Source organism: Kitasatospora nipponensis, assembly GCF_039528135.1.
Lineage (GTDB): Bacteria > Actinomycetota > Actinomycetes > Streptomycetales > Streptomycetaceae > Kitasatospora > Kitasatospora nipponensis.
The window spans coordinates 1-25,264 of the sequence record NZ_BAAALF010000123.1; the positions used below are offsets into that span (position 1 = coordinate 1).

Consider the following 25,264-nt stretch of genomic DNA (forward strand, 5'->3'; position numbering starts at 1 on the left):
CCCGGCGCGGATCGGTGGTCGGGGACATGGTCGGGATCACCTCCTGCTCAACCGGGGCCAGCCCCGAGCGGGCACCGGCCGGGTGCCGGATTCACTCGGCGGGCTGACATCAGGTCAGTCGAACGCATGTACGAAATACTAGAGCACGCCCTCCTCTGCTCCTGCGCCGCAGCCTTCCACTGACCAGCCCCACAGCTGGTTGGACGCCGAGGTGCTCTCGGAGCGGGAACTCGCGGCGGTGGCGGCCGACACGGTGCGGGCAACGGCACTGGGCCTCGAGAAGGTGGCGGGCACGGCGGAGCTGGCTGCGTTGAGGTGGCAGGCCCTCGAACAGCTGCGACCCGGCACCGTGACGGCCCTCGATGTCCACGTCAAACCTGCCCCGTGGTGCGGTCATGCCTGCCCCGTGGTGCAGCACGATCAGGATTCCGACGACCGGCCCGCTCGACACGATGACCAGCCCGCCGCGCAGCCGGTCCGGCCCCCACTCGCCGACCACGGCGGCTAGCAGCGGCTCCGCCAGCAGATGCGCGAGCAGGCCCAGGTCCGTCAGGCCGAGTTCGACGAAACCGCGGCCGCCCGCGAGGACCCCGCAGGAGCCCGGCCCACTGCCGCCGAGGACAGCTGTCTCCAGGGGGCCGCCGACCCTGCCCACGTTCGTGAGCAGCTCGCCCGGCATGCCGCCGCCCTCGCTGTTGCCCGGACCAACCGCGTAGGTGCCGTTCCGCTGCGCCGCCCCTTCGGGAGCCAACCGCTGCCACAGCGCGGCACCGCGTGGGCACCGACCACGCCGATGGGGCCGGCTTCGAAGCGAGGTGAAGTGGTTCGGGCACGGATTCCGTGAAGTCGGTCAACGGGCCATCACGGTCTGTGCTCGTTGGCCGAGACTTGCACGGATGGCTGTGCGGTGCGGGCTCGGTCGGACAGAATGCTGGACATGACGACTTGAAGAGCACCGGCCGGGCGGCAGCACTGGCGCAAGGTCGGGAGCGGCTGGTCCGTTCTGGACGGTGAACGCCGGATCTGCGCCGCATGCGGGACGCCCGTCCGGTCGTACCAGTACCGCTTCTATCCGCCCGAGTCCTCCATGTTCGAGCGCTGCATCGGGTTCGCCTGGTGCTCAACTTGCAGGATCTACTCGGGAAACATGGTTCACATCCCGCGGAAGCGGGTTCTGGTCGATGCCCTCGCATCCCTTCCTCCTGAGCAACACGAGCGGTTGCTGCGTTCGGAAACTGGACTGATCGAGTTCCTGGACCGCCGGCTCCGAGGCAGAGAAGGGCAGACCTCACCGGGCAGGCACTCCTGAACCGATCAAGGGTTCTTCAGCCCGGTCCGTGGCCGGCGGCTGGCGGCGATCAGGAGGAGCCGTTTGCCTTGAGCTGCCGCTGGTCGTCCTCGCGCAGACGGTCGGGGGGCCCATGATCCAGCGGGTGGCCTGGCGGGGCGAGGGAGGCCGGGCCATCGGCGGCGTGCTCCCGGCCCGATGCCCCGGCTGCAGCGACTGCCAGGTGGCGGTGGCGGCCGCGTCGGGTGCCGGCGCCTGGCCGGCCACCGGCCTGATGGTGGGGGAGTGGTGCCCGGGTGGGGGTGGCAGGTCAGACTCGGCAGGGCCCGGGCGGGGTCGGTGGGCGAGGGCGGCGAGGCGCTGCAGCGCGGCGGTGTTGAGGCGGATCTCGACGGTACCGGCGTTGCTGGCTCCGCTGCGGGGGCGGGTGGTGGTGATGCCGAGGGCGTCCAGGAGGTCGGTGGTGGTGGCCTGGTAGGCGTGGGCGAGGCGGTGTAGGTAGGGGGCGGTGGTCTCGTGGGGCAGCGGTCGCACCCGTAGTGCCCCGGCTGTCGGTGCCCAGGGCCCGCCGCACGGCCCCCGGGGCGGCCCGATGGCGGTGACGGTGGTCGTCAGACGGGCCGTCATGTGGTCTGGCGGGCGGGTCGGCTGGCGCGTGGGGTCCGGCGGCTGGGGGTGCGGGGCCGGTAGTGCTCTTCGGCGAGGTGGTCCAGGGCGATGGCGTCCAGGGTGGCGCGGGTGATCTTCTCGCTCTCGTCGAGGATGGCGGCGATCGCGGCACGTCGCAGGAGACGGGAGAACTCCCCGCCGGCTGCCCGCAGCCGACTACCCCGACACCGCCACTACCCGAAAGCTGCTGGTCATCGAGCTACAGACCGGTTCACCACCACGCTCTGATAGACCCCGGCTGATGATCTATCCGTTCAGACAGTTCCCTGGGTGTTTTCGCCCGGGCTTCGACGCATCCCCGCCAGCCGGCGGTACTCCCCCGGGGGAAGTCCGTAGGCCGTCCTGAACGCGCGGCTGAAGGTCGTCGCGTCCGCGAAGCCCCACCGGGTGCCGATCGTCCCCACGGGGTGCTTCGCGAGGCCAGGCCGCACCAGGTCGGCTCGGCACCGGTCCAGCCGTAGTCTCCGGATGAAGGTACTCACGGTCCGTTCCTCCGTGCCGAACAGGTAGTGCAGGTGGCGCACCGAGATGCAGTGCGCGTCCGCGATCGTCTGGGGCGACAGCTGGGGTTCTGTCAGGTGATCGCGGATGAAGGCTTTCACCTCGTGCAGAAGCACGCTCTGCCGGGTCTCCGGGGGCAGCAGTCCCTCCCGGTCGGCCATGCCGCCGAGGAACGCACAGGCCAACTGGACCGCGGCCGAACCGAGGTGCTCGGCCTCCAGCGCGCTCCATCGGGTCTCTGTCAGCTGCCGGAGGAGTCCGGCGAGCAGGCCTCCGGTCCCGTGCGCGGGAAGTCTGCGGGACAGCAGGCCCCGTAACGCCTGCGCCGGCAGCGGCACCGCGGCCTTCGGCAGGTGGAGGATAGTGACACGGCTGTTGTCGGTCAGGACGTGGGACGTGAACGGCCGGGACGTGTCGTACAAGAGCAGGTCACCAGTCCTGACCTGGGTCCAACTGCGGTCCTGTTCCATGCTCATGGTCCCACTGACCACGTACCCCAACTCCCAGAGCTCGGGATCCGAACGTCGAATCAGCTCGGGAGTACGCACAGAGCGCAACGGCGGGCAGGAGAACGCCGACGCACCTACCGACCCGAGCCTCCACGCGGCAGCCGACGCGCGGAAGTCTCCACGGTGCTCGGTGACGTGGTGCGCCGGCGCCAGATCGCGTGCCACCAATTCGTACCACCAGGCGAACCTCTCCCCCTTCGGCACGTCCGTCGTACTCAGCTCGCTTCCGTCCATTTAATCCCCCTCGATCCGCTGTGCACATGGTGTCAAGGACCTTGCAGTCCACGCCAATGACACCCGAACAGCCCCACGCGACACTACTGTTCGGGCCGCCGGAACTGCGCGCGGCATATCGGCTACATTGCTCACGCTGTCCACCAGCATGCGTGGCAGCTGAACCAGACGGGTTGGATCATGAAGTACACACGCAAGGCGACCAAGATGCTCATCGCGGGTGCGGTAGCGGTGGCAACCGTCATCGGTATGTCCGGAACTGCTTCCGCGAATAGCGACCCGTGGGCCTTGCACCAAGGCGAAACTCTCAATGTTGGGGACTCGATCATAACTCCCATCGGCGATTTCAATCGGTACGAGCTGATCATGCAGGCGGACGGCAACCTCGTAGAGTACCTCTGGAGTGGCGACCCGTCAGCAGGCCAGCAGAGCCGTACGCCGATCTGGGCAACTGGCACAAACGGGACGGGCGCCGACCACGCAACGTATCAGCAAGACGGCAATTTCGTTGTCTACGCCGGCAGTTGGGCGCCGTGGGCGTCGAACACCGTGCACGGAGGGGGTTCGACCGTCGACATCAGCACGCAGGGCTCCCTGTACGTCGGCTACACGCGAGTCTTCTGCCGGTGCTGACCAATCTCCGGAGCTGACTCACGAGTTGGTGCCGTCTCTCAAGCTGCAAGACGGCAGCAACGTTCCGGCTTGACTGTGAGCGCCTGGCCCGGGCCAAGGAGAGCGAGCTGACGCCAGTCAGCGACCTCCATCCCGGTCGGCGGCTATCGGCAGCTGCGAGTGTCGGCCGCCCGGCACCATCCCGCGTCGACTGTCGACATCGGCTCAGCCGGCAGGCCATCTCGCCACTCAAAAGCCATCGGACCTCGTCGTGGCGTTTCACATTTTATGTGCGTTTCACTGCACGTACTTACGATCAATTTGATCCTGCTGGCCACCAAGACTCGTGGCAGCTGAACCGGACAGGGGTGGGAGCTATGAAGTCCATGCTCAAGGCGACCAAGATACTCATCGCAGGCGCCGCAGCGGTGGCATCCGTCGTCGGTCTCTCCGGGACCGCCTCGGCGACCGACATGACTGCCTTGCCCAAGGGTCAGTCCCTCAATCCCGGGGACTCGATCATCAGCTACTACGACTCCAATATTTCGTTCGAGCTGACCCTGCAGACGGATGGGAACCTTGTTGAGTACCATCGGCAGATTGACCTGAGCACCGGCAATCTGGTTCGCCGTGCGTGCTGGGCAACGAACACCATGGGGTCCGGTGCCACCAATGCGACGTATCAATCGGACGGCAACTTCGTTCTCTACAACGGCAACTCGCCGCTGTGGGCGTCGAACACCCAATGGAAGGCGGGTTCGACCGTCGACATCAACTCCTTTGGCGCCGTATACGTCGGCGTCACGAAGCTAATCGACCAGTGCCAGCCCTGATCAACCAAGGGCTGTCCCGTAACTGCTGGCCACGGGTGAGACGATCTTGCCCGTGGCTGGTGTGATCACGGCGTCGGAGCCGTCCTGGACATCCCCGTTCACCGGGCTGAGCCCGCGGGACTTCAGCAAGCTGATGACGGTGCTGCGCCGCCAAGGCGCCGACACCGTGCGGCCTGGTCGGCCGTGGAGCTTGCCGGGACAGCCCTTAGCCGACAACAGACCTGTCGGGGGGTCTGAAGCTGGCGCCGAACGCCGGACTGGGATCGAGGCCCTGCCGCGACGTGGCAAGGGAGGCGACCCGGACCCGCGATCACAAGCTACCGACACCCCCACCCGAGCCCCTGCGGACAAACAGCCCACGCCCACCAGGCCACACAACGGCAGGACCGGGCCGCCGTGGCCGCCGCAGTGGGGCGGCGACCACACCGCCCGAACCGATCCGGCCGCCGACACCGGCAACCGGATCAGCGTTGTCCACCGGTACCACGAGCAGATGTCCTCGGTATTCGTGACCTGGATCATCGCCGGGCCCTGACCTGGCATCAGCACGTCCCCGGGAAGATCGTGGGCTTCTCGGCCCGAATCGTGACAAGAGAGTCCCGTGGGCCGGGTCGGTCTGCTGGCCAACGGGAGCGGCGCTGCCCGAGGCCGGGCTCGCCGGCCTTCAATGCCGTTGCCCGACGGGCGACTGTGGGTGGTCGCCGCACCTGCGCGATTGGCTGGGTCGATGGGTCAGAGCCAGCCGCCGGCGATGAACTGGACAGGGTCTTCGCCGGGGTTCTCGCGGATGCCGTACACGGCCTGGGCGGTGGCCCACAGGACCGTGCGTCCCAGCCGGTCCGGGTAGCGCTCGACCATTGCGTTGAAGTAGTCGACGGCGGTCTTCTCGGTGCGGAACAGTTCCTCGGCGACGTCGAGGTACTCACGCGTCTCGGCGATGGTGCGTGCGGCGTCGTCGTCGAGGGTGGCGTTCTGGTGGCCGGCCACGATGGAGCGGGCGTCCAGCGCTGCGACCCGGTCGATCGCCTGGCGCCAGGCGTCCAGGCCCGCCAGCGAGGTCTCGCTGAGGTAGAGGTGGGCGCCGTTGTAGATGACATCGCCGCCGATGACCAGTCCGAGGTCGGGGACGTGCAGGACGCTGCTCGCGTCGGTGTCGGTGTACCCGGCCTCGACGATGACGAGGTCTTTGCCTTCGAGGGTGAACCGGTTGTCCGGCACTGTCACCGCGGTCACCGGGGACTCCGGGATGCCTGGGTAGACCTTGTCCCAGACGAACGGCCGCGCGGCGACGTTGGCATGCATCTGGCCGATCGTTCCCTCGGTCGCCACGACGCGCGCGCCGAACCGCTCAGCGAGCAGGTCGGCGTTGAACCAGTGGTCGCCGTGGCCGTGCGTGATGAAGATGTCCGTCAGGTTCCGGTTCTTGCCGGCGACCCAGTCGCCCAGCGCGCGCGCCTGGTCGGCCGTGAAGCCCGGGTCGACGAGCACGGCGTCCTCGGCGCCATGGATCAGGGTGCTGGCCAGTGGAGGGAACAGCCTGGCCTCTCCGTTCGGAAGCGTTCCGTTGTCCTGCTGCGGCGGGTTGTTGATGAACACGTCGTAGGCGAGTTCGGTCGAGTTCATGATCATGGTCCTCTCGGGCCCACCTAGGTAAAGCGGTCGCTGTACCTAGAGTCGAAGCTACGCCGCCTCGTGGCCCATGTAAAGTGATCGCTATACTTTTGGGCATGGCGACATCGACACCGATCAGCAGGGCGCCCCGCGGCGGGCGCGGAGCGCGCGAGCGCATCCTGCTGGCCGCACAGGAGCTCTTCTACACACGCGGTATCCACGCCACCGGTGTGGCGGCGCTCACGGAGGCCGCGCACGTCTCGACGCGGACCTTCTACGTGCACTTCGCAACCAAGAACGCACTGGTGGAGGAGTATCTGCGCCGGTTCGAGTCAACGAACCCGCTCCCTGCTGAAGCAGCCCTGGAACGCGGCGACCTGACCCCAATTCAGCGGCTGTTGGCGATCTTCGACCCCGTGGAGAGCGACTCGTCAGCGCCATTTCGCGGCTGCCCCTTCCACAACGCCGCCGTCGAGGGCGCCGGAGAGCTCCCGGACATCGCCCGTCTCGCGCAGCGACACAAGCAAGCCTTCCGCGATCGCCTGGTGGCCACGGCCGCCGAGGCCGGTGCAGCCGACCCGGAGAGCCTCGGCAGGCAACTCGCCGTGATCTTCGAGGGTGCCAACGCGCTGGCAGCCTCCTGCAACGACACGGAAGCGTTCACCGATGCCCGACTGGCCGCCAAGACGCTCCTGAACGTGGCTGTTGGCGCTGAGTCCCGCTGAGTGAGGCTGGACGACGGTCCGCATCTCCATGGCCGTAACGGGTCCCGCCGTCCAGCCGCGGCAGCACAGCCGAACGGCGCATCCGTCGGTCGAGCCGACAGGTAGAACTGGGAGGGGTCATCTACGGCAGGTGCCCACAGCGCGGACAAGGTCGCGCAGGCCGGGACCGTGCAGACCCGCCCTGGTCGACCAGGGCTTCAAGTCCAGCGTGGTCGATCACGGCGCCGACCTGGGCATCAAGGTGGAGATCGTCAAACGCAGCCCCGACGACGTCGGGTTCGTCCCGCAGGCTAAACGCTGGGTATCCGAGCAGGTCAACGGCATCCTTATGTTGCACCGTCGCCTGGTCCGCGACTACGAGGCACTGCCGGCCAACGCCGAGTCCCGCGTGTACTGGGCGATATCGGCGAACTTGTCCCGCAGGCTGACCAAGGAGTCGACGCCGACCTGGCGCGGAGCGTAGGAGGACCCGCCGATGTCACGCACCGCACTGGAGAGGATCGCCGACCGGGAACAGGCGATCGGCGACATCACCGAGCAGCTGTCCGCCGAGGTCAGCCAGCTCACCGCCCGCCTGGCCGAACTCGACGCGGAACGCGCCGACCTGGCAATCGTCCGCAAGGTCATCCTGTCCCTCGGCGACGACGAGCCCACCGGCGACCGGATGCCGGGCCTGCCCGACAACCCGATCTACCAGCAGATCCTCACCGCGCTCATCGACGCCGCAGCCCCGCAATGCTGCCGCGACCTGTGCCGCCCCCTGGCCACCGGCACCGAGCCCACGCACATCTCCGGCATGCGCAACAAGCTCAAGCCTCTGACCAGCGCCGGCCTCGTCGTCGAGACCGAGCTCGATACCCCAGTTGGTGGACGCCCACTATCGTGGAATCTGCGCAGGACAGGACGGGCTAGGGGGAACCTTGTATTACAGCGGCTTGGGGCTTGACCGGGTTGGCGGCCGGCGTACCGACTCGGAGTGGGTCGCCGGGCTGTTGACGAGCCCCAGTACCCAGGTGATTCCCCTGTGGCGGGACCACTGTCTGGTCCGCGACGACAGGCCCATCCGGCTGCCGCTGGCCGAGGCGCGGGGCATCCTCGACGCCGCCGACGACCAGGTGTTTCTCGGCCTGGACGGAGAGGCCGCGGTGTTCGCGGCCGACGTGTCCCGCGTCGACCGGTCCAACGCCGTCGAACTGGCCACCGCGGACACGGTGCTGGAGGTGCGAGCCATGGTTCCCACCATCACGCCGGACGAGGCGGGCCTGCTCGCGTATGCCCGTGGAATCCTGCACTGGAACCGGAATCAGCGGTTCTGCGGCGCGTGCGGCGGTCCGGCCGTCCCCAGCAACGGTGGCCACCTGCGGACCTGTCAGGACTGCGGGAAGCTGCTCTTCCCGCGGATCGAACCGGCCGTGATTGTGCTGGTCGAACTACCCGGCACGCCTCGGCGCTGCCTGCTCGGCCGGCACGCGGGATCCGATCCGGACCGCTTCAGCACGCTGGCTGGGTTCGTCGAGATCGGGGAGAGCCTCGAGGACGCGGTGCGCCGCGAGGTCGCCGAAGAGGCCGGTGTCGAGGTGGGGACGATCACCTATCAGGGATCCCAGTCGTGGCCGTTCCCATCCGGGATGATGATCGGGTTCCGCGCCGAGGCCGTTTCCGACCGGATCGACGTGGACAACGTGGAGGTGGTGGAGGCACGTTGGTTCACGGCGGCCGAACTTCGGTCGCGAATTACGGACTCCGCTGTCGGCGGGCCCTACCGGGTCGACTCGATCGGCAAAGTGCTCATCGACCAGTGGTTGGCCGACGTGGAGTGAGTCAGCTTGCCACACTGTTGGGGGGAATGTGAGCCGAACTCGACGCGGAACGCGCCGACCTGGCAATCGTCCGCAAGGTCATCCTGTCCCTCGGCGACGACGAGCCCACCGGCGACCGGATGCCGGGCCTGCCCGACAACCCGATCTACCAGCAGATCCTCACCGCGCTCATCGACGCCGCAGCCCCGCAACGCTGCCCCGACCTGTGCCGCACCCTGGCCACCGGCACCGAGCCCACGCACATCTCCGGCATGCGCAACAAGCGGCTCAAGCGTCTGACCAGCGCCGGCCTCGTCGTCGAGACCGAGCCCGGACTGTTCGCAATCCCCACACCCAGAACAGCCGACTGACCGCGTGACCTGCCCACACACCGTCACAACGACGAAACGGACATAGCCTCACTCAACGCCCTCTGAGAGCCGGTCGGGACAACCTCGACCCAGCGGACCCCGGGAGCATGGGCATCACCGACGGGGCCGAGGAACTGTTCGACCGATCGACCGCGGGTCAGGGCACCGACAGCGACGGACTCGGCTAGGTGTCGCACCTGGGCAGCCTAGAGGCCGGGGCAGACGTCGCGCTTCGGCTGGGGCCGTGGATGGGCGACAGATCCGGAAATTGGACTGAGCGCTTCGTAGGCGAGTGGGTGCTTCAGTTGGCGGGCTGGACCATCGGCATCGATGGTGATTGCGGGTCAGCCGGCCTGCTCGGTCAGGGCTGCACCGAGGAGGGTGAAGCACCGCGAGGCGGTGCGTTTCACCAGGCGCCGGATGGAACCGGCGACCGGGCTTCCCGGGGATCGGGATCCTTCGTGCGTGAGACTGTGATGCAGGTCACGGTAGGCGCAGAACCTGTGCGCGGTATCTGTCGTCTGGCTGGTGTGAGATCACGAGGGAGAGCACTGGACGAGCTGGACGAGGAGCGCCTCGTCCGGCTGGTGGCCAGAGGTGACCGCAGGGCGTTCGACGAGCTGTACCGGCGCACGTCGCCGTGGCTGGCGGTGCGGTTGCGCCGCCGCTGTGCGGACGAGCAGATCGTCGCCGAGGTCATGCAGGAGACCTATCTGGCGGTGTGGCGCGCGGCCGGCGCGTTCGCCGGGAGCGCGGTCGGCGGGACGGCCGTCGGGTGGTTGTGGACGATCGCGGCGCGCCGCCTGGTCGATGCGTTCCGGCGCCGTGCCCACCATGCCGAGCCGCCGGTCGCCGTCGCCGAGCGGGCGGTGGTACCCGCGGCGGAGGACAAGGCACTGGCCGCGACCGTCGGCGGCGAGGTCGGCGACGCCCTGCGGCGACTGGCGCCGGAACTCCGCGAGGTACTGCAGGCCATGGTGCTCGACGGGCTTTCGGTGCGGGAGACCGCGGTTCTGCTCAGACTGCCCGAAGGCACGGTCAAGACCCGCGCCCGCCGGGCCCGGATCGCGATGCGGGAGGCGCTGGCATGAGCAGGGAACACGCGTCGATGCGGTTGCTCGACGACTACGCACGTGGTGACGCGGTGATGGCGGCGGACACGGTATGGGCGTTGGAGGCCCATCTGGAGACGTGCGCGCCGTGCCGCAGTCGCCTGGCGGACTCCGTGGCCACCGAGGCGCCCGGCATCGCCGGGCTCCTCGACACCGTCCGGGCCGGTCTGGAGCCGCAGCTGGACGCGGCCGTCAGGGGGCCCTCGCGGCGACGGCGCCCGAGGTGGGTGTCGGCCTGGATGACGCCGGTCATGGCCCCGTGGCTGGCCATGACCGCCGTCGTCACCCTGACGGCGCTGCTGCTGGGCGCGGTCGTGCCGGCGGAGGTCTTCGGCGGCTCCTCGACGATGTCGCTGATCGCCCCCGTGCTGCCGCTGTGCGGTGTCGCCGCATCGTGGTCGCGCGGCCTGGACCCGGCGCACGAACTGACGGCCTCGACCGCCCGAGCAGGCCTGCCCCTGCTCCTGCGACGCACCACGGCAGTCCTCGTGGTGGTCCTGCCCGGGCTCCTGGTGTGGGGATGGCTGACCGGAACCATGACGGCCGCGCAGTGGCTGCTGCCCTCCCTGGCCTTCACCTCCACCGCGCTGGCGCTGGGCAGCGTGGTCGGCGTGACCCGCGCCGCCACCGGGCTGGTGGCCGCGTGGGGCGTCGTCGTGGCACCCACGTGGGTCACCGGCCGCGTCCCCTCCGTCCTGCAACTCGCCCTGCAGCGGAATCAACTGCCCCTGTGGGGGCTACTCCTCGCGCTCGGCATCGGCGCCGTGATCGCCCGCAGAAACGCCTACTCAACGCTGTGAAACCATCGTCGACCCTCGAAAGGGACCACCCCATGACACCCGTGACGAGCGCGGCCGACACCGCGCCCAGAACCCACGCCTGGGAGATCCGGGCCAGTGGCCTGAGAGTTCGCGTCGGACGCAAGAAGATGGCCGTCGACGGGCTCGACCTCTCCCTGGGCATCGGCGCCCACGGCCTCCTGGGACCCAACGGAGCGGGAAAGACCACCCTGATCCGGACGCTGGCCACCGTGCTGCGCCCCACCGAGGGCGAATTGGAGATGCTCGGCACCTGCGTGGGCCCGCTGGGCGACCACCGGGCCCTGCGTCGCCGGATCGGCTACCTGCCGCAGGAGTTCGGCTACTACAAGCGCTTCACGGTGCGTGAGTTCGTCGAGTACATGGCCTGGTTGAAGGAGGTTCCGAAGGCGGAGGTCCCCGGGGCCGTCCAGCGGGCCGTGGAGCGGGTGGGCCTGGCGGACCGTGCCGACCATCGGATGAAGACCCTGTCCGGCGGCATGGTTCGGCGGGCCGGCATCGCCCAGGCCATCGTCAACGATCCCGCGGTGCTGCTGCTGGACGAGCCGACCGCCGGACTGGACCCGGCGCAGCGACTGCGTTTCCGCGAGTTGCTCCAGGAACTGGGCCGCGACACCTGCGTGGTCGTCTCCACGCACTTGGTCGAGGACGTCGCGGCCGCCTGCTCCGACGTGGTGCTCTTCGCCGACGGCCGTCTCGTCTTCCAGGGCACGCCGGGCGACCTGGCCGCGGCGGGCGGCCCCGACCACCCGGGCGACAGTCCCTTGGAGCGCGGCTATTCGGCGCTGCTCGAGGGCTCCGAGCGGCCGGGAGGCACCTGGTGAACGGACGCGTCCTGCGTACCGAGCTGAAGCGCTCCCTCACGCCGTGGCCCGGCATCGTCGTCCTGGGCGGCAGCCTGGCGGTCTTCTTTCTGATGGACGGGATCTGGTGGAAGGGCCCCGCGGGGTGGACGGCCCAGTGGACCTCCATGGCCTTGTGGACCCGGTACCTGCTGCTCTTCTGGTGGCCGCTCGTGGTGGGCATGGGAGCGGTGGCCGGGCTGCGCGAATCCCGTTCGCGGATGACCGAACTGCTGTCGACCACCCCGCTGCCGGCGTGGCGCCGTGCGGCGCTGCCGGCCGGTGCGACGGCGCTCACGCTGGCGTCGGGCTTCGGCCTCTTCGTCCTGGTGGGCGGAGTCCAGGTGGCCCTCGGCACCACCGCCTACATGCCCCTCGGCTGGCTGCCGATCTCGCTGGTGGCGGCGCTGGCCCTCGTCGCGGGGGCCGTGTTCGGGATGGGCGTCGCGCGGGCCGTGCCCTCCGTGCTCACCCCGCCGGCGCTGTCGGTGTTCCTCTTGCTGACGGCCCTCTACCTGAGGCAGGACAATGCCGGGGCACTGCCGTCGAGCCTCGCGCCGAACCGGCTCGCCCAGCTGTCCCCGGCGACTGCGGAGCCGCGGGAGATGCTGCTGACGCTGTCCGGCTCCGTGCACCTCGGTCAGATGCTCTGGCTGCTGGGCCTGCTCGCCACCGGATTCGCCCTGCTGTCGGCCGCGAGCAGCCGGGCCCGGCTGCTCGCGGCCGACAGCAGGGCGAATCCGGTGGCGAGCAGGCCCAGCAGCCAGAGCATCTGACCGAGGTGCACGGAGCCGGACAGCGTCAGCAGCATCTCCCGCGGCTCCGCAGTCGCCGGGGACAGCTGGGCGAGCCGGTTCGGCGCGAGGCTCGACGGCAGTGCCCCGGCATTGTCCTGCCTCAGGTAGAGGGCCGTCAGCAAGAGGAACACCGACAGCGCCGGCGGGGTGAGCACGGAGGGCACGGCCCGCGCGACGCCCATCCCGAACACGGCCCCCGCGACGAGGGCCAGCGCCGCCACCAGCGAGATCGGCAGCCAGCCGAGGGGCATGTAGGCGGTGGTGCCGAGGGCCACCTGGACTCCGCCCACCAGGACGAAGAGGCCGAAGCCCGACGCCAGCGTGAGCGCCGTCGCACCGGCCGGCAGCGCCGCACGGCGCCACGCCGGCAGCGGGGTGGTCGACAGCAGTTCGGTCATCCGCGAACGGGATTCGCGCAGCCCGGCCACCGCTCCCATGCCCACCACGAGCGGCCACCAGAAGAGCAGCAGGTACCGGGTCCACAAGGCCATGGAGGTCCACTGGGCCGTCCACCCCGCGGGGCCCTTCCACCAGATCCCGTCCATCAGAAAGAAGACCGCCAGGCTGCCGCCCAGGACGACGATGCCGGGCCACGGCGTGAGGGAGCGCTTCAGCTCGGTACGCAGGACGCGTCCGTTCACCAGGTGCCTCCCGGCCGCTCGGAGCCCTCGAGCAGCGCCGAATAGCCGCGCTCCAAGGGACTGTCGCCCGGGTGGTCGGGGCCGCCCGCCGCGGCCAGGTCGCCCGGCGTGCCCTGGAAGACGAGACGGCCGTCGGCGAAGAGCACCACGTCGGAGCAGGCGGCCGCGACGTCCTCGACCAAGTGCGTGGAGACGACCACGCAGGTGTCGCGGCCCAGTTCCTGGAGCAACTCGCGGAAACGCAGTCGCTGCGCCGGGTCCAGTCCGGCGGTCGGCTCGTCCAGCAGCAGCACCGCGGGATCGTTGACGATGGCCTGGGCGATGCCGGCCCGCCGAACCATGCCGCCGGACAGGGTCTTCATCCGATGGTCGGCACGGTCCGCCAGGCCCACCCGCTCCACGGCCCGCTGGACGGCCCCGGGGACCTCCGCCTTCGGAACCTCCTTCAACCAGGCCATGTACTCGACGAACTCACGCACCGTGAAGCGCTTGTAGTAGCCGAACTCCTGCGGCAGGTAGCCGATCCGGCGACGCAGGGCCCGGTGGTCGCCCAGCGGGCCCACGCAGGTGCCGAGCATCTCCAATTCGCCCTCGGTGGGGCGCAGCACGGTGGCCAGCGTCCGGATCAGGGTGGTCTTTCCCGCTCCGTTGGGTCCCAGGAGGCCGTGGGCGCCGATGCCCAGGGAGAGGTCGAGCCCGTCGACGGCCATCTTCTTGCGTCCGACGCGAACTCTCAGGCCACTGGCCCGGATCTCCCAGGCGTGGGTTCTGGGCGCGGTGTCGGCCGCGCTCGTCACGGGTGTCATGGGGTGGTCCCTTTCGAGGGTCGACGATGGTTTCACAGCGTTGAGTAGGCGTTTCTGCGGGCGATCACGGCGCCGATGCCGAGCGCGAGGAGTAGCCCCCACAGGGGCAGTTGATTCCGCTGCAGGGCGAGTTGCAGGACGGAGGGGACGCGGCCGGTGACCCACGTGGGTGCCACGACGACGCCCCACGCGGCCACCAGCCCGGTGGCGGCGCGGGTCACGCCGACCACGCTGCCCAGCGCCAGCGCGGTGGAGGTGAAGGCCAGGGAGGGCAGCAGCCACTGCGCGGCCGTCATGGTTCCGGTCAGCCATCCCCACACCAGGAGCCCGGGCAGGACCACCACGAGGACTGCCGTGGTGCGTCGCAGGAGCAGGGGCAGGCCTGCTCGGGCGGTCGAGGCCGTCAGTTCGTGCGCCGGGTCCAGGCCGCGCGACCACGATGCGGCGACACCGCACAGCGGCAGCACGGGGGCGATCAGCGACATCGTCGAGGAGCCGCCGAAGACCTCCGCCGGCACGACCGCGCCCAGCAGCAGCGCCGTCAGGGTGACGACGGCGGTCATGGCCAGCCACGGGGCCATGACCGGCGTCATCCAGGCCGACACCCACCTCGGGCGCCGTCGCCGCGAGGGCCCCCTGACGGCCGCGTCCAGCTGCGGCTCCAGACCGGCCCGGACGGTGTCGAGGAGCCCGGCGATGCCGGGCGCCTCGGTGGCCACGGAGTCCGCCAGGCGACTGCGGCACGGCGCGCACGTCTCCAGATGGGCCTCCAACGCCCATACCGTGTCCGCCGCCATCACCGCGTCACCACGTGCGTAGTCGTCGAGCAACCGCATCGACGCGTGTTCCCTGCTCATGCCAGCGCCTCCCGCATCGCGATCCGGGCCCGGCGGGCGCGGGTCTTGACCGTGCCTTCGGGCAGTCTGAGCAGAACCGCGGTCTCCCGCACCGAAAGCCCGTCGAGCACCATGGCCTGCAGTACCTCGCGGAGTTCCGGCGCCAGTCGCCGCAGGGCGTCGCCGACCTCGCCGCCGACGGTCGCGGCCAGTGCCTTGTCCTCCGCCGCGGGTACCACCGCCCGCTCGGCGACGGCGACCGGCGGCTCGGCATGGTGGGCACGGCGCCGGAACGCATCGACCAGGCGGCGCGCCGCGATCGTCCACAACCACCCGACGGCCGTCCCGCCGACCGCGCTCCCGGCGAACGCGCCGGCCGCGCGCCACACCGCCAGATAGGTCTCCTGCATGACCTCGGCGACGATCTGCTCGTCCGCACAGCGGCGGCGCAACCGCACCGCCAGCCACGGCGACGTGCGCCGGTACAGCTCGTCGAACGCCCTGCGGTCACCTCTGGCCACCAGCCGGACGAGGCGCTCCTCGTCCAGCTCGTCCAGTGCTCTCCCTCGTGATCTCACACCAGCCAGACGACAGATACCGCGCACAGGTTCTGCGCCTACCGTGACCTGCATCACAGTCTCACGCACGAAGGATCCCGATCCCCGGGAAGCCCGGTCGCCGGTTCCATCCGGCGCCTGGTGAAACGCACCGCCTCGCGGTGCTTCACCCTCCTCGGTGCAGCCCTGACCGAGCAGGCCGGCTGACCCGCAATCACCATCGATGCCGATGGTCCAGCCCGCCAACTGAAGCACCCACTCGCCTACGAAGCGCTCAGTCCAATTTCCGGATCTGTCGCCCATCCACGGCCCCAGCCGAAGCGCGACGTCTGCCCCGGCCTCTAGGCTGCCCAGGTGCGACACCTAGCCGAGTCCGTCGCTGTCGGTGCCCTGACCCGCGGTCGATCGGTCGAACAGTTCCTCGGCCCCGTCGGTGATGCCCATGCTCCCGGGGTCCGCTGGGTCGAGGTTGTCCCGACCGGCTCTCAGAGGGCGTTGAGTGAGGCTATGTCCGTTTCGTCGTTGTGACGGTGTGTGGGCAGGTCACGCGGTCAGTCGGCTGTTCTGGGTGTGGGGATTGCGAACAGTCCGGGCTCGGTCTCGACGACGAGGCCGGCGCTGGTCAGACGCTTGAGCCGCTTGTTGCGCATGCCGGAGATGTGCGTGGGCTCGGTGCCGGTGGCCAGGGTGCGGCACAGGTCGGGGCAGCGTTGCGGGGCTGCGGCGTCGATGAGCGCGGTGAGGATCTGCTGGTAGATCGGGTTGTCGGGCAGGCCCGGCATCCGGTCGCCGGTGGGCTCGTCGTCGCCGAGGGACAGGATGACCTTGCGGACGATTGCCAGGTCGGCGCGTTCCGCGTCGAGTTCGGCTCACATTCCCCCCAACAGTGTGGCAAGCTGACTCACTCCACGTCGGCCAACCACTGGTCGATGAGCACTTTGCCGATCGAGTCGACCCGGTAGGGCCCGCCGACAGCGGAGTCCGTAATTCGCGACCGAAGTTCGGCCGCCGTGAACCAACGTGCCTCCACCACCTCCACGTTGTCCACGTCGATCCGGTCGGAAACGGCCTCGGCGCGGAACCCGATCATCATCCCGGATGGGAACGGCCACGACTGGGATCCCTGATAGGTGATCGTCCCCACCTCGACACCGGCCTCTTCGGCGACCTCGCGGCGCACCGCGTCCTCGAGGCTCTCCCCGATCTCGACGAACCCAGCCAGCGTGCTGAAGCGGTCCGGATCGGATCCCGCGTGCCGGCCGAGCAGGCAGCGCCGAGGCGTGCCGGGTAGTTCGACCAGCACAATCACGGCCGGTTCGATCCGCGGGAAGAGCAGCTTCCCGCAGTCCTGACAGGTCCGCAGGTGGCCACCGTTGCTGGGGACGGCCGGACCGCCGCACGCGCCGCAGAACCGCTGATTCCGGTTCCAGTGCAGGATTCCACGGGCATACGCGAGCAGGCCCGCCTCGTCCGGCGTGATGGTGGGAACCATGGCTCGCACCTCCAGCACCGTGTCCGCGGTGGCCAGTTCGACGGCGTTGGACCGGTCGACGCGGGACACGTCGGCCGCGAACACCGCGGCCTCTCCGTCCAGGCCGAGAAACACCTGGTCGTCGGCGGCGTCGAGGATGCCCCGCGCCTCGGCCAGCGGCAGCCGGATGGGCCTGTCGTCGCGGACCAGACAGTGGTCCCGCCACAGGGGAATCACCTGGGTACTGGGGCTCGTCAACAGCCCGGCGACCCACTCCGAGTCGGTACGCCGGCCGCCAACCCGGTCAAGCCCCAAGCCGCTGTAATACAAGGTTCCCCCTAGCCCGTCCTGTCCTGCGCAGATTCCACGATAGTGGGCGTCCACCAACTGGGGTATCGAGCTCGGTCTCGACGACGAGGCCGGCGCTGGTCAGAGGCTTGAGCTTGTTGCGCATGCCGGAGATGTGCGTGGGCTCGGTGCCGGTGGCCAGGGGGCGGCACAGGTCGCGGCAGCATTGCGGGGCTGCGGCGTCGATGAGCGCGGTGAGGATCTGCTGGTAGATCGGGTTGTCGGGCAGGCCCGGCATCCGGTCGCCGGTGGGCTCGTCGTCGCCGAGGGACAGGATGACCTTGCGGACGATTGCCAGGTCGGCGCGTTCCGCGTCGAGTTCGGCCAGGCGGGCGGTGAGCTGGCTGACCTCGGCGGACAGCTGCTCGGTGATGTCGCCGATCGCCTGTTCCCGGTCGGCGATCCTCTCCAGTGCGGTGCGTGACATCGGCGGGTCCTCCTACGCTCCGCGCCAGGTCGGCGTCGACTCCTTGGTCAGCCTGCGGGACAAGTTCGCCGATATCGCCCAGTACACGCGGGACTCGGCGTTGGCCGGCAGTGCCTCGTAGTCGCGGACCAGGCGACGGTGCAACATAAGGATGCCGTTGACCTGCTCGGATACCCAGCGTTTAGCCTGCGGGACGAACCCGACGTCGTCGGGGCTGCGTTTGACGATCTCCACCTTGATGCCCAGGTCGGCGCCGTGATCGACCACGCTGGACTTGAAGCCCTGGTCGACCAGGGCGGGTCTGCACGGTCCCGGCCTGCGCGACCTTGTCCGCGCTGTGGGCACCTGCCGTAGATGACCCCTCCCAGTTCTACCTGTCGGCTCGACCGACGGATGCGCCGTTCGGCTGTGCTGCCGCGGCTGGACGGCGGGACCCGTTACGGCCATGGAGATGCGGACCGTCGTCCAGCCTCACTCAGCGGGACTCAGCGCCAACAGCCACGTTCAGGAGCGTCTTGGCGGCCAGTCGGGCATCGGTGAACGCTTCCGTGTCGTTGCAGGAGGCTGCCAGCGCGTTGGCACCCTCGAAGATCACGGCGAGTTGCCTGCCGAGGCTCTCCGGGTCGGCTGCACCGGCCTCGGCGGCCGTGGCCACCAGGCGATCGCGGAAGGCTTGCTTGTGTCGCTGCGCGAGACGGGCGATGTCCGGGAGCTCTCCGGCGCCCTCGACGGCGGCGTTGTGGAAGGGGCAGCCGCGAAATGGCGCTGACGAGTCGCTCTCCACGGGGTCGAAGATCGCCAACAGCCGCTGAATTGGGGTCAGGTCGCCGCGTTCCAGGGCTGCTTCAGCAGGGAGCGGGTTCGTTGACTCGAACCGGCGCAGATACTCCTCCACCAGTGCGTTCTTGGTTGCGAAGTGCACGTAGAAGGTCCGCGTCGAGACGTGCGCGGCCTCCGTGAGCGCCGCCACACCGGTGGCGTGGATACCGCGTGTGTAGAAGAGCTCCTGTGCGGCCAGCAGGATGCGCTCGCGCGCTCCGCGCCCGCCGCGGGGCGCCCTGCTGATCGGTGTCGATGTCGCCATGCCCAAAAGTATAGCGATCACTTTACATGGGCCACGAGGCGGCGTAGCTTCGACTCTAGGTACAGCGACCGCTTTACCTAGGTGGGCCCGAGAGGACCATGATCATGAACTCGACCGAACTCGCCTACGACGTGTTCATCAACAACCCGCCGCAGCAGGACAACGGAACGCTTCCGAACGGAGAGGCCAGGCTGTTCCCTCCACTGGCCAGCACCCTGATCCATGGCGCCGAGGACGCCGTGCTCGTCGACCCGGGCTTCACGGCCGACCAGGCGCGCGCGCTGGGCGACTGGGTCGCCGGCAAGAACCGGAACCTGACGGACATCTTCATCACGCACGGCCACGGCGACCACTGGTTCAACGCCGACCTGCTCGCTGAGCGGTTCGGCGCGCGCGTCGTGGCGACCGAGGGAACGATCGGCCAGATGCATGCCAACGTCGCCGCGCGGCCGTTCGTCTGGGACAAGGTCTACCCAGGCATCCCGGAGTCCCCGGTGACCGCGGTGACAGTGCCGGACAACCGGTTCACCCTCGAAGGCAAAGACCTCGTCATCGTCGAGGCCGGGTACACCGACACCGACGCGAGCAGCGTCCTGCACGTCCCCGACCTCGGACTGGTCATCGGCGGCGATGTCATCTACAACGGCGCCCACCTCTACCTCAGCGAGACCTCGCTGGCGGGCCTGGACGCCTGGCGCCAGGCGATCGACCGGGTCGCAGCGCTGGACGCCCGCTCCATCGTGGCCGGCCACCAGAACGCCACCCTCGACGACGACGCCGCACGCACCATCGCCGAGACGCGTGAGTACCTCGACGTCGCCGAGGAACTGTTCCGCACCGAGAAGACCGCCGTCGACTACTTCAACGCAATGGTCGAGCGCTACCCGGACCGGCTGGGACGCACGGTCCTGTGGGCCACCGCCCAGGCCGTGTACGGCATCCGCGAGAACCCCGGCGAAGACCCTGTCCAGTTCATCGCCGGCGGCTGGCTCTGACCCATCGACCCAGCCAATCGCGCAGGTGCGGCGACCACCCACAGTCGCCCGTCGGGCAACGGCATTGAAGGCCGGCGAGCCCGGCCTCGGGCAGCGCCGCTCCCGTTGGCCAGCAGACCGACCCGGCCCACGGGACTCTCTTGTCACGATTCGGGCCGAGAAGCCCACGATCTTCCCGGGGACGTGCTGATGCCAGGTCAGGGCCCGGCGATGATCCAGGTCACGAATACCGAGGACATCTGCTCGTGGTACCGGTGGACAACGCTGATCCGGTTGCCGGTGTCGGCGGCCGGATCGGTTCGGGCGGTGTGGTCGCCGCCCCACTGCGGCGGCCACGGCGGCCCGGTCCTGCCGTTGTGTGGCCTGGTGGGCGTGGGCTGTTTGTCCGCAGGGGCTCGGGTGGGGGTGTCGGTAGCTTGTGATCGCGGGTCCGGGTCGCCTCCCTTGCCACGTCGCGGCAGGGCCTCGATCCCAGTCCGGCGTTCGGCGCCAGCTTCAGACCCCCCGACAGGTCTGTTGTCGGCTAAGGGCTGTCCCGGCAAGCTCCACGGCCGACCAGGCCGCACGGTGTCGGCGCCTTGGCGGCGCAGCACCGTCATCAGCTTGCTGAAGTCCCGCGGGCTCAGCCCGGTGAACGGGGATGTCCAGGACGGCTCCGACGCCGTGATCACACCAGCCACGGGCAAGATCGTCTCACCCGTGGCCAGCAGTTACGGGACAGCCCTTGGTTGATCAGGGCTGGCACTGGTCGATTAGCTTCGTGACGCCGACGTATACGGCGCCAAAGGAGTTGATGTCGACGGTCGAACCCGCCTTCCATTGGGTGTTCGACGCCCACAGCGGCGAGTTGCCGTTGTAGAGAACGAAGTTGCCGTCCGATTGATACGTCGCATTGGTGGCACCGGACCCCATGGTGTTCGTTGCCCAGCACGCACGGCGAACCAGATTGCCGGTGCTCAGGTCAATCTGCCGATGGTACTCAACAAGGTTCCCATCCGTCTGCAGGGTCAGCTCGAACGAAATATTGGAGTCGTAGTAGCTGATGATCGAGTCCCCGGGATTGAGGGACTGACCCTTGGGCAAGGCAGTCATGTCGGTCGCCGAGGCGGTCCCGGAGAGACCGACGACGGATGCCACCGCTGCGGCGCCTGCGATGAGTATCTTGGTCGCCTTGAGCATGGACTTCATAGCTCCCACCCCTGTCCGGTTCAGCTGCCACGAGTCTTGGTGGCCAGCAGGATCAAATTGATCGTAAGTACGTGCAGTGAAACGCACATAAAATGTGAAACGCCACGACGAGGTCCGATGGCTTTTGAGTGGCGAGATGGCCTGCCGGCTGAGCCGATGTCGACAGTCGACGCGGGATGGTGCCGGGCGGCCGACACTCGCAGCTGCCGATAGCCGCCGACCGGGATGGAGGTCGCTGACTGGCGTCAGCTCGCTCTCCTTGGCCCGGGCCAGGCGCTCACAGTCAAGCCGGAACGTTGCTGCCGTCTTGCAGCTTGAGAGACGGCACCAACTCGTGAGTCAGCTCCGGAGATTGGTCAGCACCGGCAGAAGACTCGCGTGTAGCCGACGTACAGGGAGCCCTGCGTGCTGATGTCGACGGTCGAACCCCCTCCGTGCACGGTGTTCGACGCCCACGGCGCCCAACTGCCGGCGTAGACAACGAAATTGCCGTCTTGCTGATACGTTGCGTGGTCGGCGCCCGTCCCGTTTGTGCCAGTTGCCCAGATCGGCGTACGGCTCTGCTGGCCTGCTGACGGGTCGCCACTCCAGAGGTACTCTACGAGGTTGCCGTCCGCCTGCATGATCAGCTCGTACCGATTGAAATCGCCGATGGGAGTTATGATCGAGTCCCCAACATTGAGAGTTTCGCCTTGGTGCAAGGCCCACGGGTCGCTATTCGCGGAAGCAGTTCCGGACATACCGATGACGGTTGCCACCGCTACCGCACCCGCGATGAGCATCTTGGTCGCCTTGCGTGTGTACTTCATGATCCAACCCGTCTGGTTCAGCTGCCACGCATGCTGGTGGACAGCGTGAGCAATGTAGCCGATATGCCGCGCGCAGTTCCGGCGGCCCGAACAGTAGTGTCGCGTGGGGCTGTTCGGGTGTCATTGGCGTGGACTGCAAGGTCCTTGACACCATGTGCACAGCGGATCGAGGGGGATTAAATGGACGGAAGCGAGCTGAGTACGACGGACGTGCCGAAGGGGGAGAGGTTCGCCTGGTGGTACGAATTGGTGGCACGCGATCTGGCGCCGGCGCACCACGTCACCGAGCACCGTGGAGACTTCCGCGCGTCGGCTGCCGCGTGGAGGCTCGGGTCGGTAGGTGCGTCGGCGTTCTCCTGCCCGCCGTTGCGCTCTGTGCGTACTCCCGAGCTGATTCGACGTTCGGATCCCGAGCTCTGGGAGTTGGGGTACGTGGTCAGTGGGACCATGAGCATGGAACAGGACCGCAGTTGGACCCAGGTCAGGACTGGTGACCTGCTCTTGTACGACACGTCCCGGCCGTTCACGTCCCACGTCCTGACCGACAACAGCCGTGTCACTATCCTCCACCTGCCGAAGGCCGCGGTGCCGCTGCCGGCGCAGGCGTTACGGGGCCTGCTGTCCCGCAGACTTCCCGCGCACGGGACCGGAGGCCTGCTCGCCGGACTCCTCCGGCAGCTGACAGAGACCCGATGGAGCGCGCTGGAGGCCGAGCACCTCGGTTCGGCCGCGGTCCAGTTGGCCTGTGCGTTCCTCGGCGGCATGGCCGACCGGGAGGGACTGCTGCCCCCGGAGACCCGGCAGAGCGTGCTTCTGCACGAGGTGAAAGCCTTCATCCGCGATCACCTGACAGAACCCCAGCTGTCGCCCCAGACGATCGCGGACGCGCACTGCATCTCGGTGCGCCACCTGCACTACCTGTTCGGCACGGAGGAACGGACCGTGAGTACCTTCATCCGGAGACTACGGCTGGACCGGTGCCGAGCCGACCTGGTGCGGCCTGGCCTCGCGAAGCACCCCGTGGGGACGATCGGCACCCGGTGGGGCTTCGCGGACGCGACGACCTTCAGCCGCGCGTTCAGGACGGCCTACGGACTTCCCCCGGGGGAGTACCGCCGGCTGGCGGGGATGCGTCGAAGCCCGGGCGAAAACACCCAGGGAACTGTCTGAACGGATAGATCATCAGCCGGGGTCTATCAGAGCGTGGTGGTGAACCGGTCTGTAGCTCGATGACCAGCAGCTTTCGGGTAGTGGCGGTGTCGGGGTAGTCGGCTGCGGGCAGCCGGCGGGGAGTTCTCCCGTCTCCTGCGACGTGCCGCGATCGCCGCCATCCTCGACGAGAGCGAGAAGATCACCCGCGCCACCCTGGACGCCATCGCCCTGGACCACCTCGCCGAAGAGCACTACCGGCCCCGCACCCCCAGCCGCCGGACCCCACGCGCCAGCCGACCCGCCCGCCAGACCACATGACGGCCCGTCTGACGACCACCGTCACCGCCATCGGGCCGCCCCGGGGGCCGTGCGGCGGGCCCTGGGCACCGACAGCCGGGGCACTACGGGTGCGACCGCTGCCCCACGAGACCACCGCCCCCTACCTACACCGCCTCGCCCACGCCTACCAGGCCACCACCACCGACCTCCTGGACGCCCTCGGCATCACCACCACCCGCCCCCGCAGCGGAGCCAGCAACGCCGGTACCGTCGAGATCCGCCTCAACACCGCCGCGCTGCAGCGCCTCGCCGCCCTCGCCCACCGACCCCGCCCGGGCCCTGCCGAGTCTGACCTGCCACCCCCACCCGGGCACCACTCCCCCACCATCAGGCCGGTGGCCGGCCAGGCGCCGGCACCCGACGCGGCCGCCACCGCCACCTGGCAGTCGCTGCAGCCGGGGCATCGGGCCGGGAGCACGCCGCCGATGGCCCGGCCTCCCTCGCCCCGCCAGGCCACCCGCTGGATCATGGGCCCCCCGACCGTCTGCGCGAGGACGACCAGCGGCAGCTCAAGGCAAACGGCTCCTCCTGATCGCCGCCAGCCGCCGGCCACGGACCGGGCTGAAGAACCCTTGATCGGTTCAGGAGTGCCTGCCCGGTGAGGTCTGCCCTTCTCTGCCTCGGAGCCGGCGGTCCAGGAACTCGATCAGTCCAGTTTCCGAACGCAGCAACCGCTCGTGTTGCTCAGGAGGAAGGGATGCGAGGGCATCGACCAGAACCCGCTTCCGCGGGATGTGAACCATGTTTCCCGAGTAGATCCTGCAAGTTGAGCACCAGGCGAACCCGATGCAGCGCTCGAACATGGAGGACTCGGGCGGATAGAAGCGGTACTGGTACGACCGGACGGGCGTCCCGCATGCGGCGCAGATCCGGCGTTCACCGTCCAGAACGGACCAGCCGCTCCCGACCTTGCGCCAGTGCTGCCGCCCGGCCGGTGCTCTTCAAGTCGTCATGTCCAGCATTCTGTCCGACCGAGCCCGCACCGCACAGCCATCCGTGCAAGTCTCGGCCAACGAGCACAGACCGTGATGGCCCGTTGACCGACTTCACGGAATCCGTGCCCGAACCACTTCACCTCGCTTCGAAGCCGGCCCCATCGGCGTGGTCGGTGCCCACGCGGTGCCGCGCTGTGGCAGCGGTTGGCTCCCGAAGGGGCGGCGCAGCGGAACGGCACCTACGCGGTTGGTCCGGGCAACAGCGAGGGCGGCGGCATGCCGGGCGAGCTGCTCACGAACGTGGGCAGGGTCGGCGGCCCCCTGGAGACAGCTGTCCTCGGCGGCAGTGGGCCGGGCTCCTGCGGGGTCCTCGCGGGCGGCCGCGGTTTCGTCGAACTCGGCCTGACGGACCTGGGCCTGCTCGCGCATCTGCTGGCGGAGCCGCTGCTAGCCGCCGTGGTCGGCGAGTGGGGGCCGGACCGGCTGCGCGGCGGGCTGGTCATCGTGTCGAGCGGGCCGGTCGTCGGAATCCTGATCGTGCTGCACCACGGGGCAGGCATGACCGCACCACGGGGCAGGTTTGACGTGGACATCGAGGGCCGTCACGGTGCCGGGTCGCAGCTGTTCGAGGGCCTGCCACCTCAACGCAGCCAGCTCCGCCGTGCCCGCCACCTTCTCGAGGCCCAGTGCCGTTGCCCGCACCGTGTCGGCCGCCACCGCCGCGAGTTCCCGCTCCGAGAGCACCTCGGCGTCCAACCAGCTGTGGGGCTGGTCAGTGGAAGGCTGCGGCGCAGGAGCAGAGGAGGGCGTGCTCTAGTATTTCGTACATGCGTTCGACTGACCTGATGTCAGCCCGCCGAGTGAATCCGGCACCCGGCCGGTGCCCGCTCGGGGCTGGCCCCGGTTGAGCAGGAGGTGATCCCGACCATGTCCCCGACCACCGATCCGCGCCGGG

At 69.0% G+C, this 25,264-nt stretch carries 27 protein-coding genes and 4 pseudogenes; 16 read left to right on the top strand and 15 right to left on the bottom strand.

The features are described from left to right. The first annotated feature begins 199 nt into the window (after positions 1–199). On the top strand, positions 200–508 hold the full coding sequence (locus tag ABD323_RS27535; RefSeq protein WP_344444655.1) for a hypothetical protein: 309 nt from the start codon (positions 200–202) through the stop codon (positions 506–508). 780 nt (positions 509–1,288) lie between these two features. Here ABD323_RS27535 and ABD323_RS27530 read toward each other — a convergent pair. Both ABD323_RS27530 and ABD323_RS27525 read right to left on the bottom strand, forming a co-directional pair. Next, positions 1,289–1,822 carry a hypothetical protein gene (locus ABD323_RS27530; RefSeq protein ID WP_344444656.1) on the bottom strand — a complete coding sequence of 178 codons (534 nt, stop codon included), beginning with the start codon at positions 1,820–1,822 and terminating at the stop codon, positions 1,289–1,291. Positions 1,823–2,211: 389 nt separating this feature from the next. Next, positions 2,212–3,201 carry an AraC-like ligand-binding domain-containing protein gene (locus ABD323_RS27525; protein WP_344444657.1) on the bottom strand — a complete coding sequence of 330 codons (990 nt, stop codon included), beginning with the start codon at positions 3,199–3,201 and terminating at the stop codon, positions 2,212–2,214. 180 nt (positions 3,202–3,381) lie between these two features. Here ABD323_RS27525 and ABD323_RS27520 point away from each other — a divergent pair, with 180 nt between their 5' ends. The 3 genes and pseudogenes from ABD323_RS27520 to ABD323_RS27510 all read left to right on the top strand — a co-directional run. Next, a complete protein-coding gene (locus ABD323_RS27520) occupies positions 3,382–3,834 on the top strand; it encodes a hypothetical protein (protein ID WP_344444658.1) in 453 nt (150 codons plus the stop codon). 356 nt (positions 3,835–4,190) lie between these two features. Then, the gene (locus tag ABD323_RS27515) at positions 4,191–4,646 is read left to right on the top strand and encodes a hypothetical protein (protein WP_344444659.1); all 456 of its coding nucleotides are present in this window, start codon (positions 4,191–4,193) and stop codon (positions 4,644–4,646) included. A 52-nt stretch (positions 4,647–4,698) separates the two neighbouring features. After that, positions 4,699–4,842 (top strand): annotated as a pseudogene (locus ABD323_RS27510) (IS5/IS1182 family transposase); the annotation flags it as partial. A 536-nt stretch (positions 4,843–5,378) separates the two neighbouring features. Here the strand turns inward: ABD323_RS27510 and ABD323_RS27505 are convergent. Beyond that, positions 5,379–6,269 (bottom strand): MBL fold metallo-hydrolase, encoded by an 891-nt coding sequence (locus ABD323_RS27505; RefSeq protein ID WP_344444660.1) that lies wholly within the window; start codon positions 6,267–6,269, stop codon positions 5,379–5,381. 104 nt (positions 6,270–6,373) lie between these two features. Here ABD323_RS27505 and ABD323_RS27500 point away from each other — a divergent pair, with 104 nt between their 5' ends. The 9 genes and pseudogenes from ABD323_RS27500 (at position 6,374) to ABD323_RS27460 (ending at position 12,700) form a co-directional block, all read left to right on the top strand. Further along, positions 6,374–6,982 carry a TetR/AcrR family transcriptional regulator gene (locus ABD323_RS27500; RefSeq protein ID WP_344444661.1) on the top strand — a complete coding sequence of 203 codons (609 nt, stop codon included), beginning with the start codon at positions 6,374–6,376 and terminating at the stop codon, positions 6,980–6,982. 172 nt (positions 6,983–7,154) lie between these two features. Continuing rightward, positions 7,155–7,445, top strand: a pseudogene (locus ABD323_RS27495) (IS5/IS1182 family transposase); the annotation flags it as partial. A 12-nt stretch (positions 7,446–7,457) separates the two neighbouring features. Beyond that, entirely contained in the window at positions 7,458–7,928 is a 471-nt protein-coding gene (locus ABD323_RS27490) for a hypothetical protein (protein ID WP_344444663.1), read from the top strand. Then, positions 7,903–8,802, top strand: coding sequence for an NAD(+) diphosphatase (gene nudC, locus ABD323_RS27485; RefSeq protein WP_344444664.1), 900 nt, complete (start codon positions 7,903–7,905; stop codon positions 8,800–8,802). The genes ABD323_RS27490 and nudC (ABD323_RS27485) overlap by 26 nt, the downstream gene beginning before the upstream one ends. 119 nt (positions 8,803–8,921) lie before the next feature. Then, complete coding sequence (locus ABD323_RS27480; RefSeq protein ID WP_344444665.1) at positions 8,922–9,152, top strand: hypothetical protein; 231 nt, start codon at positions 8,922–8,924, stop codon at positions 9,150–9,152. A gap of 587 nt (positions 9,153–9,739) precedes the next feature. Beyond that, on the top strand, positions 9,740–10,243 hold the full coding sequence (locus ABD323_RS27475) for an RNA polymerase sigma factor (protein ID WP_344444668.1): 504 nt from the start codon (positions 9,740–9,742) through the stop codon (positions 10,241–10,243). After that, positions 10,240–11,064, top strand: coding sequence for a zf-HC2 domain-containing protein (locus ABD323_RS27470; protein WP_344444666.1), 825 nt, complete (start codon positions 10,240–10,242; stop codon positions 11,062–11,064). The genes ABD323_RS27475 and ABD323_RS27470 overlap by 4 nt, the downstream gene beginning before the upstream one ends. A 32-nt stretch (positions 11,065–11,096) precedes the next feature. Next, entirely contained in the window at positions 11,097–11,906 is an 810-nt protein-coding gene (locus ABD323_RS27465; RefSeq protein WP_344444667.1) for an ABC transporter ATP-binding protein, read from the top strand. Next, positions 11,903–12,700: a hypothetical protein gene (locus ABD323_RS27460; protein ID WP_425556173.1), complete on the top strand. Its 798-nt coding sequence runs from the start codon at positions 11,903–11,905 to the stop codon at positions 12,698–12,700. Before ABD323_RS27465 ends, ABD323_RS27460 begins: the two co-directional genes overlap by 4 nt. A gap of 658 nt (positions 12,701–13,358) precedes the next feature. Here the strand turns inward: ABD323_RS27460 and ABD323_RS27450 are convergent. The 8 genes and pseudogenes from ABD323_RS27450 to ABD323_RS27415 all read right to left on the bottom strand — a co-directional run bounded on the left by ABD323_RS27450 (position 13,359) and on the right by ABD323_RS27415 (position 18,891). Continuing rightward, positions 13,359–14,168 (bottom strand): ABC transporter ATP-binding protein, encoded by an 810-nt coding sequence (locus tag ABD323_RS27450; RefSeq protein ID WP_344444667.1) that lies wholly within the window; start codon positions 14,166–14,168, stop codon positions 13,359–13,361. A gap of 32 nt (positions 14,169–14,200) precedes the next feature. Beyond that, positions 14,201–15,025: a zf-HC2 domain-containing protein gene (locus ABD323_RS27445; protein WP_344444666.1), complete on the bottom strand. Its 825-nt coding sequence runs from the start codon at positions 15,023–15,025 to the stop codon at positions 14,201–14,203. Beyond that, positions 15,022–15,525: an RNA polymerase sigma factor gene (locus ABD323_RS27440; protein ID WP_344444668.1), complete on the bottom strand. Its 504-nt coding sequence runs from the start codon at positions 15,523–15,525 to the stop codon at positions 15,022–15,024. Before ABD323_RS27440 ends, ABD323_RS27445 begins: the two co-directional genes overlap by 4 nt. Before the next feature lie 587 nt (positions 15,526–16,112). Continuing rightward, positions 16,113–16,343, bottom strand: a complete 231-nt coding sequence (locus tag ABD323_RS27435; RefSeq protein WP_344444665.1) for a hypothetical protein — start codon at positions 16,341–16,343, stop codon at positions 16,113–16,115. Between the two features lie 119 nt (positions 16,344–16,462). Beyond that, positions 16,463–17,362: an NAD(+) diphosphatase gene (nudC, locus tag ABD323_RS27430; protein WP_344444664.1), complete on the bottom strand. Its 900-nt coding sequence runs from the start codon at positions 17,360–17,362 to the stop codon at positions 16,463–16,465. Further along, positions 17,337–17,807 (bottom strand): hypothetical protein, encoded by a 471-nt coding sequence (locus tag ABD323_RS27425; RefSeq protein ID WP_344444663.1) that lies wholly within the window; start codon positions 17,805–17,807, stop codon positions 17,337–17,339. Before ABD323_RS27425 ends, nudC (ABD323_RS27430) begins: the two co-directional genes overlap by 26 nt. Before the next feature lie 12 nt (positions 17,808–17,819). Beyond that, a pseudogene (locus ABD323_RS27420) lies at positions 17,820–18,110 on the bottom strand (IS5/IS1182 family transposase); the annotation flags it as partial. 172 nt (positions 18,111–18,282) lie between these two features. Continuing rightward, on the bottom strand, positions 18,283–18,891 hold the full coding sequence (locus tag ABD323_RS27415; protein ID WP_344444661.1) for a TetR/AcrR family transcriptional regulator: 609 nt from the start codon (positions 18,889–18,891) through the stop codon (positions 18,283–18,285). Between the two features lie 104 nt (positions 18,892–18,995). Here ABD323_RS27415 and ABD323_RS27410 point away from each other — a divergent pair, with 104 nt between their 5' ends. Then, positions 18,996–19,886 carry an MBL fold metallo-hydrolase gene (locus ABD323_RS27410; RefSeq protein WP_344444660.1) on the top strand — a complete coding sequence of 297 codons (891 nt, stop codon included), beginning with the start codon at positions 18,996–18,998 and terminating at the stop codon, positions 19,884–19,886. Positions 19,887–20,422: 536 nt separating this feature from the next. Here the strand turns inward: ABD323_RS27410 and ABD323_RS27405 are convergent. The 3 genes and pseudogenes from ABD323_RS27405 to ABD323_RS27395 all read right to left on the bottom strand — a co-directional run. Then, positions 20,423–20,566, bottom strand: a pseudogene (locus ABD323_RS27405) (IS5/IS1182 family transposase); the annotation flags it as partial. Positions 20,567–20,618: 52 nt separating this feature from the next. Further along, positions 20,619–21,074, bottom strand: a complete 456-nt coding sequence (locus ABD323_RS27400; RefSeq protein WP_344444659.1) for a hypothetical protein — start codon at positions 21,072–21,074, stop codon at positions 20,619–20,621. Between the two features lie 356 nt (positions 21,075–21,430). Further along, positions 21,431–21,883 (bottom strand): hypothetical protein, encoded by a 453-nt coding sequence (locus ABD323_RS27395; protein ID WP_344444658.1) that lies wholly within the window; start codon positions 21,881–21,883, stop codon positions 21,431–21,433. 180 nt (positions 21,884–22,063) lie between these two features. On the opposite strand from ABD323_RS27395, the gene ABD323_RS27390 reads away from it, so the two are divergent. Together ABD323_RS27390 and ABD323_RS27385 are read left to right on the top strand one after the other, a co-directional pair. Next, positions 22,064–23,053, top strand: coding sequence for an AraC-like ligand-binding domain-containing protein (locus ABD323_RS27390; protein WP_344444657.1), 990 nt, complete (start codon positions 22,064–22,066; stop codon positions 23,051–23,053). Positions 23,054–23,442: 389 nt separating this feature from the next. Further along, positions 23,443–23,976 carry a hypothetical protein gene (locus ABD323_RS27385; protein ID WP_344444656.1) on the top strand — a complete coding sequence of 178 codons (534 nt, stop codon included), beginning with the start codon at positions 23,443–23,445 and terminating at the stop codon, positions 23,974–23,976. 780 nt (positions 23,977–24,756) lie between these two features. Here the strand turns inward: ABD323_RS27385 and ABD323_RS27380 are convergent. After that, positions 24,757–25,065, bottom strand: coding sequence for a hypothetical protein (locus ABD323_RS27380; protein ID WP_344444655.1), 309 nt, complete (start codon positions 25,063–25,065; stop codon positions 24,757–24,759). Positions 25,066–25,264: the final 199 nt, after the last annotated feature.